This window comes from Albimonas sp., from assembly GCF_055129145.1.
In genome coordinates this window covers 1-8,979 of record NZ_JBSRTQ010000162.1, presented here as the reverse complement: position 1 = coordinate 8,979, position 8,979 = coordinate 1, and the positions used below count along the sequence as shown (strand labels likewise).

The 8,979-nt window shown below is 70.5% G+C and carries 6 protein-coding genes; 2 read left to right on the top strand and 4 right to left on the bottom strand.

Features of this window, described 5'->3' with window-relative positions; translation table 11 throughout:
• Nucleotides 1-44 precede the first annotated feature (44 nt).
• Entirely contained in the window at nt 45-983 is a 939-nt protein-coding gene (locus ACTB72_RS18485; protein ID WP_463038483.1) for a peptidylprolyl isomerase, read from the bottom strand.
• A gap of 461 nt (nt 984-1,444) precedes the next feature.
• Here ACTB72_RS18485 and secA point away from each other — a divergent pair, with 461 nt between their 5' ends.
• Complete coding sequence (secA, locus tag ACTB72_RS18480; protein ID WP_463038482.1) at nt 1,445-4,306, top strand: preprotein translocase subunit SecA; 2,862 nt, start codon at nt 1,445-1,447, stop codon at nt 4,304-4,306.
• A gap of 265 nt (nt 4,307-4,571) precedes the next feature.
• Entirely contained in the window at nt 4,572-5,714 is a 1,143-nt protein-coding gene (locus ACTB72_RS18475) for an MFS transporter (RefSeq protein WP_463038481.1), read from the top strand.
• 55 nt (nt 5,715-5,769) lie between these two features.
• Here ACTB72_RS18475 and grxD read toward each other — a convergent pair whose 3' ends face one another.
• The 3 genes from grxD to purL all read right to left on the bottom strand — a co-directional run bounded on the left by grxD (nt 5,770) and on the right by purL (nt 8,838).
• Nucleotides 5,770-6,153 (bottom strand): Grx4 family monothiol glutaredoxin, encoded by a 384-nt coding sequence (grxD, locus tag ACTB72_RS18470; RefSeq protein ID WP_463038480.1) that lies wholly within the window; start codon nt 6,151-6,153, stop codon nt 5,770-5,772.
• An 82-nt stretch (nt 6,154-6,235) separates the two neighbouring features.
• On the bottom strand, nt 6,236-6,472 hold the full coding sequence (locus ACTB72_RS18465) for a BolA family protein (RefSeq protein WP_463038479.1): 237 nt from the start codon (nt 6,470-6,472) through the stop codon (nt 6,236-6,238).
• Nucleotides 6,473-6,645: 173 nt separating this feature from the next.
• Entirely contained in the window at nt 6,646-8,838 is a 2,193-nt protein-coding gene (gene purL / locus ACTB72_RS18460) for a phosphoribosylformylglycinamidine synthase subunit PurL (protein WP_463038478.1), read from the bottom strand.
• Nucleotides 8,839-8,979: the final 141 nt, after the last annotated feature.

Genomic DNA, 8,979 nt, shown 5'->3' with positions numbered 1-8,979 from the left:
GGGGGGGCGCCCGGGCGCCCCCCCTTCGGGTCAGGATCCGTCGATCACTCGGCGGTCAGCAGGTCGTCGCGGCGGATCGCGCCGGGGGCCGGGGCTTCCTCGTTGACCTTGATCTCGGCGCCCTCGCGCACGGCGGCGATCTCGGCCTGGGCGGCCTCGGCGGCGAGGCTCTGGGCCAGCTCGTCGCGGCTTTCCTCGAAGGTCGGGACCGGGGCGTCGCGATGGCCGGTGACCAGGATCAGATGCCAGCCGAACTGGGTCTTCACCGGGCCGATCACCACGTTCTCCTCGGCGGCGAAGGCGGCTTCGGCGAATTCGGGGACCATCTGGCCCTGCTCGAACCAGCCGAGATCGCCGCCGCGGTCCTTGGTGCCGTCGGTGCCGAACTCCTTGGCCTTCTCGGCGAAATCGGCGCCGGCGGCGATGTCGGCCTTGATCTGCTCGGCGGTGGTCTCCTCGGGGACGAGGATATGCGAGGCGCGGATCTCCTCGGCGGGCTCGACCGAGGCGATCTGGGCCTCATAGGCGGCGCGCAGCTTGTCGTCGGTGGTCGCGGCGTCGATCACCGCGCGCATCGAGGTTTCGGCGAGATAGGTCTGCTTGTCGAGCTCGGCGCGCAGCTTGGCGAGCGGGCTGTCGGCGAGCCCCGCGGCCTCGCCCTTCTCGGCCAGCAGATACTGGGTCACGGCCTGGTCGATCAGGGCCGGCAGCAGCTGGGCGTCGGGGATCTGCTGATACTGATCGGGCAGGTTGGCCCGCATCAGGATGATCTGGCCGAGCGTGATCTCGTGACCGTCGACGGTCGCCACCACGTCGGAGATCTTGGCGTCCGGCGCGATGGCTTCCGCGGGCGCTTCGCTCTGCGCGGGCGACTGCGCCGGGGCCTGGGCCGCGGTCTGCGCCGCGACGGCGAAGGGCGCGAGCGCCAGGATGGCGGCGACGACGGCCGGGACCGCGGCGCGGCGCGGGGCGGGACGGGGCATGAAGCTCTCCTCGTTGTGATCCGGATCGGCTGGCGCTGGCCTGAGCGCTTTGGCCTGTTGCAGGCCCGCAGCGAGACCCGTGTCCCCCACCCCGCCGATAGGGGGCGGGACAGGCGGGCGCGTTGACATGCGGGCGACCGCTGCCTAACTGTCTCGCGGCCCGGGAAGGGCCGTCTCGGCGCGATCCGGCCTCCATCTAGCGCGTGCGCGCGGGCCGGGCAAGCGCCCCCCGGACAGCGCCGCGCTTCGCGGCTTCCGGGTCGCGCGGAGTTGATCGCCGCCGTCCGGCTCGCGTCGGGGGGCGTCGCCTCGTTTATCCCGCGGCCTCGGCCGGGGCGATCGTGCGGCGCGCGCCATGATGCAGGCCGCCGATGCGCCGGGCGACCGGGACGCGAATTGACGCGGACGTTCGGGGCGCGAAAGCCCCGGCCGGACCGCCAGAGCAGGGATGCCGGCAGAACATGCTTGGATTGGGCGCCGTCGCTAAGAAGGTCTTCGGGACCGCCAACGACCGCAAGGTCAAGACGCTGATGGGCAGGATCGGCGCGATCAACGCGCTGGAGCCCGAGATCTCGGCGCTGTCCGACGATGCGCTTCGGGCCAAGACCCAGGCGTTCAAGGATCGTCACGCGGCGGGCGAGAGCCTCGACGCGCTGCTGCCCGAGGCCTTCGCCGTGGCCCGCGAAGGCGCGAAGCGCGCGCTCGGCATGCGGCCCTTCGACGTGCAGCTTGTCGGCGGCATGGTCCTGCATGAAGGCCGCATCGCCGAGATGAAGACCGGCGAAGGCAAGACCCTCGTCGCCACGCTGCCCGCCTATCTCAACGCGCTCGCGGGCAAGGGCGTGCATGTCGTCACCGTCAACGACTACCTCGCCCGCCGCGACGCCGACTGGATGTCCAAGGTCTACGGCTTTCTCGGCCTGACCACCGGCGTGATCACGCCCGGCATGGACGACACGTCCCGACGCGCCGCCTACGCCTGCGACATCACCTACGCCACCAACAACGAGCTCGGCTTCGACTATCTGCGCGACAACATGAAGTTCCGGCTGGAGGACATGACCCAGCGCGGCCATGCCTTCGCCATCGTCGACGAGGTCGACTCGATCCTGGTCGACGAGGCCCGAACGCCGCTGATCATCTCCGGCCCGGCCGAGGACAGCGCCGACACCTACCGCGCCGTCGACGCCGTGATGCCCTCGCTCCTGCCCGAGCATTTCGAGGTCGACGAAAAGCAGCGCTCCGCCTCGCTGACCGAAGTCGGCAACGAGTTCATCGAGCAGCGGCTCGCCGCCGCCGGCCTGCTGGACGGGGAAACCTCGCTCTACGACGCCGAGAACGTGTCCATCGTCCACCACGTCAACCAGGCCCTGCGCGCGCACAAGCTGTTCAAGAAGGACCAGCACTACATCACCCGCGGCGGCAAGGTGATCATCGTCGACGAGTTCACCGGCCGCATGATGGAGGGCCGCCGCTTCGGCGACGGGCTGCATCAGGCGCTGGAGGCGAAGGAGGACGTGGCGATCCAGCCGGAGAACGTCACGCTCGCCTCGATCACCTTCCAGAATCTGTTCCGGCTCTACGGCAAGCTCGCCGGCATGACCGGCACCGCGCTGACCGAGGCCGAGGAGTTCGAGTCGATCTACGGCCTGCAGGTGGTGGAGGTCCCGACCAACAAGCCGCTGGCGCGTCTGGACGAGGACGACCAGGTGTTCCGCTCGGGCGCCGAGAAATCCATCGCGCTGATCGAGGCCATCGCCGATGCCAACCGCCGCGGTCAGCCCGCGCTGGTCGGCACCACGTCGATCGAAAAATCCGAGCAGCTTTCCGCCCTGCTGGGCACGCCGAGCGCGCTGGCGAAAACCGCCGAGGTCCTGCGGGGCTTCGCCGCCGCCTGCAAGAAGAAGGAGCAGGAGCGCAAGGAATACCTCGAGGCGACCGCCGACTATCTCGAGCAGCTCGGCCGCGCCGGCAAGGGCATCCCCCATGCCGTGCTCAACGCCCGCCACCATGAGCAGGAGGCCTATATCGTCGCCAAGGCCGGCAAGCCCGGCGCGGTGACCATCGCCACCAACATGGCCGGGCGCGGCACCGACATCCAGCTCGGCGGCAATGTCGACATGATGGCGCGCGAGATCGCGACCGAGCGCGGCGTGACCGACGACGAAGGTCTGCAGGCGATCATCGAAGAGCTGACGCCCATCGCCAAGGCCGACCAGGCCCGCGCGCTGGAAGCCGGGGGCCTCTGGGTGATCGGCACCGAGCGGCACGAGTCGCGGCGGATCGACAACCAGCTGCGCGGCCGCTCGGGCCGTCAGGGCGACCCGGGCCGGTCCTCGTTCTACCTCGCGCTCGACGACGACCTGATGCGGATCTTCGGGTCCGAGCGCATGGACAAGATGCTGAAGACGCTGGGCCTGCAGGAGGGCGAGTCCATCGTCCACCCCTGGGTCAACAAGGCCATCGAGAAGGCGCAGGGCAAGGTCGAGGCGCGCAACTTCGACATCCGCAAGAACCTGCTGAAATTCGACGACGTGATGAACGACCAGCGCAAGGCCATCTTCGGCCAGCGCCGGGAGATCATGGAGGTCCGCGACGTCGCCGAGACCGTGCGCGACATGCGCCACGAGCTGGTCGACGACCTGGTGGCCGAGCATATCCCGCCGAAAGCCTATGCCGACCAGTGGGACGCCGAAGGGCTCTACGCCAAGATCCTGGAGAACTTCGGCAAGGAAGCCCCGGTCATCGCCTGGGCGGCCGAGGAGGGCGTGGACGACGAGCAGATCCGCGAGCGGCTCCACAAGCTCGCCGATGAGCAGATGGCCCAGAAGGCCGCCGCCTTCGGCCCCGACGTGCTGCGCCAGATCGAGAAATCGGTGCTGCTGCAGACCATCGACCACCATTGGCGCGAGCATCTGGTGACGCTGGAGCATCTGCGCTCGGTCATCGGCTTCCGCGGCTATGCGCAGCGCGATCCGCTCAACGAATACAAGTCCGAGGCGTTCGAGCTGTTCCAGGCCCTGCTGGGCCGCCTGCGCCGCGACGTGACCCGCCAGCTGTCTTACGTGCAGGTGGTGAGCCAGGAGGAGCAGGCCGCCCGCCAGGAGGCCGAGCGTCGGATGCTGGAGCAGGCCGCCGCCGCGGCGCAGGCGCGGCCGGTGGAGCCGGCCGCGACCCAGCCGGCGCTGGAAGGGGCGGGGGCTCCGGCGCGGGCCGGCGTCGACCCGGCGGACCCCGATACCTGGGGCCAGGTCGGCCGCAACGAGCTTTGCCCCTGCGGCTCGGGCGCCAAGTACAAGCACTGCCACGGCAAGTTCGTCTGATCGGGGCTGGCCTGATCACGGCGGGCGCGCCCGAGCCGACCGTCGTCATCCGCCGGCCCGCGCCTCTGGCGCGGGCCGGCTGCGTTTCGGACCGCCTCCGTAATCGCCCTGCGCTTCCTCGCCGAGGTCGCTTCGGGCGCACCCTCCACGCCGCCACGCCCCGTGCCATTGCCGCAGGTAGGGTCCGCTCCATGTTCGGGGACGGGACGCAGCCGCGTCTCCCGCCCCGGCGGCGCGCCCTCTTCCCCAGCCGGACCCCTCGACGATGACAGAGTTCCCCGACGCCGCTCCCGCGCCCGCGCGGCCCCAGCTGGTCACGCTGGTCATGCTCACCGCCGCCTCGGCGCTGACGCTGAACATGTTCCTGCCGTCGCTCGGCAGCATGGCGGCGGGGTTCGGGGTCAGCAACGCGCTCGCCAGCCTCGCCATCTACGCGCTCGCCTCCGTAGGCTGCTTGCTATCGCCGGATTTCGACGCCTTCCTCGGGTTCCGGCTGCTGCAGGGCACGATGATCGCCGGGGCCGCCCTCTCGCCCGCGATGATCCGCGACACCCATGCGCCCCGCGAGGCGGCGAGCCTCATCGGCTACGTGCTGATGGCGATGGCGATCGGGCCGATGGCGGGGCCGATGATCGGCGGGCTGCTCGACCAGGCGTTCGGATGGCGGGCGAATTTTCTGGTCTATTCGCTGTTCGGCGCGGGCCTGTTCCTGTGGTGCCTGATGCGCCTGCCCGAGACCTTCCCGGTCCGCGCCGCCACCTTCGCCCAGCAGTTCCGCAACTATGGCGAGCTGTTCCGCAACCGCCGCTTCTGGGGCTGCGCGCTGTGCCTGTCGTTCTCGGTGGGCGCGTTCTACGCCTTCCTCGCCGGCGCGCCGCTGGTCGCGGGCTCGGTGCTGGCGCTGAGTCCGGCGCAGCTGGGGTTTTGCCTCGGCACCATCACCGGCGGCTTCGCCTTCGGCAGTTTTCTGTCGGGACGCTTCGCCCGGCGGGTTCCGCTGGGGCGGATGATGGTGATCGGGCGGGCGGTGGCCTGCGTCGGGCTGGCGCTCGGTCTGGCGCTGGTCGTCGCCACGCCGCCGAGCCTGGTGACGGTCTTCGGCGCCACGCTCTGCCTCGGGCTCGGCAACGGGCTGTCGTCGCCCAGCGCGTCGGCGGGGGCGGTGTCGGCGCATCCCAAGCTGGCGGGGTCCGCGGCGGGACTGTCAGGCGCGCTGAACGTGGGCATGGGAGCGGTGCTGAGCACGGCGTCCGGCGCGCTCCTGACCCTGCATCCGCGGGCCGAGCCGCTGATCGGGCTGATGCTGGGCTGCGCGCTGATCTCGATGGCCGCCGCCCTCTGGGTGCGCCGGCAGGAGAAGGCGGAGGGCGAGGGCGCCCCGGTCGAAGCGGCGCGCTCCGCCGCCTGAACGGCGAAGACCGGCCCCGCGGGGCCGGTCTTCTGTCCTGCGCGGCGCGCCGGCCTCAGCCGTTGGCTTCGCGGATCTTCTCGGCGGCGGCCTTGTCGTAGGCGATGCCGGAGGCGTCGAACAACGTGTCGAGCTCGCCCGACAGCATCATCTCGGTGATGATGTCGCAACCGCCGACGAACTCGCCCTTGACGTAGAGCTGCGGGATGGTCGGCCAGTCGGAGAAATCCTTGATCCCCTGGCGGACGGCCTCATCGGCGAGGACGTTCACGTCCTTGAACTCGACGGCCATGTAGTTGAGCACCCCGGCGACGCGGGACGAGAACCCGCACTGGGGCATCGACTTGGTGCCTTTCATGAACAGCACCACGTCGTTGGAGGTGATCTCGGACTTGATCGTGGCGTGGGCGGGGTTGGTTTCGTTCGCGACCTGGGACATGGCGTCCTCCTGGGGCTTTGGGCGAATGGTGCGCGCTTTGGGGTCGAGTTCGTGGTGCGGTCTTGCGGTTCGGGCTCGGGGATCAGTCGACGGGCGCGCGGGTGGTGAGCGCCAGCGCATGCAGCTCCCCCCCCATGCGCCCCTTCAGAGCGGCGTAGACCGCGCGCTGCTGCTGCACCCGGTTGAGGCCGCGGAACGCATCCGCCACCACGGTCGCCGCAAAGTGATCGCCATCGCCCGCCAGATCGGTGATCTCCACCGAGGCGCCCGGAAAGGCGTCCAGGATCAGGCGTTCGATTTCGGTCGATTCCATCGGCATGGGCGTAGGCTCCACTTGGTCTCGCGCGTGAAGCTAACACGTAAAACGCCGGATCGTCGCCTGCAAGAGAGCGGCGGGAAGGAATGCGCGCAGGCGCCCGCGTTGTTTCCGCACCCCGCAGGGGGTGAACCGCGCAGCGTCCGCACCCCCGAGGGGGTGCGGAAGGGGGGCGCTCAGGCCTCTCCCATCATCCGGGCGAGGCCCGTGGCATGGGCGTCGCGCAGCGCGGCCACGGGCACGAAGGCGCCGCCGAGCGTCACCGCCTCGCCCTCCAGCGTGCCGATCTGGCGGGCGGGGACGCCGGCCTCGGTCGAAGCCTCCAGCACGTCGAGCGCGGCGGAGGGCGGGCAGGCGATCAGGTAGCGGCCCTGATCCTCGCCGAAGAACCAGGCGGCGCGGGAGAGCCCGTCGCGGGGCCCCGCAAGCGTCGCCCCGCAGCGGGAGGCCAGCGCCATCTCCGCCGCCGCCACCGCCATGCCGCCATCCGACAGGTCATGGGCGGCGTTGAGCATGCCGCGGGCCTTGAGATGGCGCACCAGCTCTCCGGCCCGACGCTCGGCGACCAGATCCACGGGGGGCGGCGGCCCTTCCTCGCGTCCGTGCAGTTCCGCGAGCCAGGCGGAGCGGTCCAGCCACCCCTCCGTCGCGCCCAGCATCACCAGCACGTCGCCCCGGCGGCCGCCGACGGGAATGCGGTCGTCCAGGCTTTCGAGCAGCCCCACCGCGGCGATGGTCGGGGTGGGCGGGATCGCGGCGCCGTCGGTCTCGTTGTAGAGGCTGACATTGCCCGACACGATCGGCATGTCGAGCGCGAGGCAGGCCTCGCCGATGCCCTGCAGGCAGCCGACCAGCTGGCCCATGATCCGGGGCTTTTCGGGGTTGCCGAAATTGAGATTGTCGGTCGTCGCCAGCGGCTTCGCGCCGGTGGCGCAGAGGTTGCGATAGCATTCGGCCACCGCCTGCTTGCCGCCCTCCACCGGGTCGGCGAAGCAGTAGCGCGGGGTCACGTCGGACGCGAAGGCCAGCGCCCGGTGGGTGCCATGCACCCGCACCACGGCGGCGTCGGAGCCCGGGCCGACCGCGGTGTCGGCCCCGACGGTGTGGTCATACTGCTCCCACACCCAGGCGCGCGAGCAGAAGTTGGGCCGCCCGATCAGCGCCAGCAGGTCGACGGCCGCATCCTCGCAGACCGGCATGTCGGTGACCTTCGGCGAGGCTGGCGTCGGCTCCCACGGGCGGTCGTATTCGGGGGCGGAGCCCGACAGGGCGGCGAGCGGCAGGTCGGCCTTCACCTCGCCCTTGTGGACCACGAGGAACCGGTCCTCGGCGATGGTTTTTCCCACGATGGCGAAGTCGAGATCCCATTTGTCGAAGATGGCGCGGGCCTCGGCCTCCTTTTCGGGGAGGAGGACCATGAGCATCCGCTCCTGGCTTTCCGACAGCATCATCTCATAGGCGATCATGCCGGTTTCGCGCTGGGGGACGGCGTCGAGGTCAAGCTCGATCCCGAGGCCCCCCTTGTCGCCCATCTCCACCGCCGAGCAGGTGAGCCCCGCGGCGCCCATGTCCTGGATGGAGATCACGGCGCCCGAGCCCATCAGCTCGAGGCAGGCTTCCATCAGGCGCTTTTCGGTGAAGGGGTCGCCGACCTGGACGGTGGGGCGTTTCTCTTCCGTGCCCTCGCCGAATTCGGCGGAGGCCATGGTGGCGCCGCCGACCCCGTCGCGCCCGGTCTTGGCGCCGAGATAGACCACCGGCATGCCGACGCCCGAGGCGGCGGAATAGAAGATGCCGTCGGCTTTCGCGATGCCCGCGGCGAAGGCGTTGACCAGGCAGTTGCCGTCATAGCCCGCGTGGAAGCGCAGCTCGCCCCCGATCGTGGGCACGCCGAAGCAGTTGCCATAGCCGCCGATGCCCGCCACCGCGCCGGCGAGAAGGCGGCGGGTGTTGGCGGCCTCGGGCCGGCCGAAGCTGAGCGCGTTCATCGCGGCCATCGGGCGCGCGCCCATGGTGAACACGTCGCGCAGGATGCCGCCGACGCCGGTGGCGGCGCCCTGGAACGGCTCGATGAAGCTGGGGTGGTTGTGGCTCTCCATCTTGAAGACCACGGCGAGCCCGTCGCCGATGTCGACCACGCCCGCGTTCTCGCCGGGGCCGCAGATCACCTGGGGGCCCTCGGTGGGCAGGGTGCGCAGCCACTTCTTGGAGGACTTGTAGGAGCAATGCTCGTTCCACATCGCCGAGACGATGCCGAGCTCGGTGTAAGTGGGCTCCCGACCGATCAGGTCCAGCAGGCGGACGTATTCGTCAGCGGTAAGCCCGTGTTCGGCGGCGAGGGCTTGCGTGACGGCGGGTTCTGCGGACATGGTGACCCCCGAACGAGATGCGCGGACCGGGTTCGAGCCTGCGCGAACCGTCGTCCGACGCCGCTCCCGGCACGCCCGGCGTTCTAGCCGAGGCGCGGAGCAAGGGAAAGATCGCATGACCGCCACGACGCCGGGCCAAGC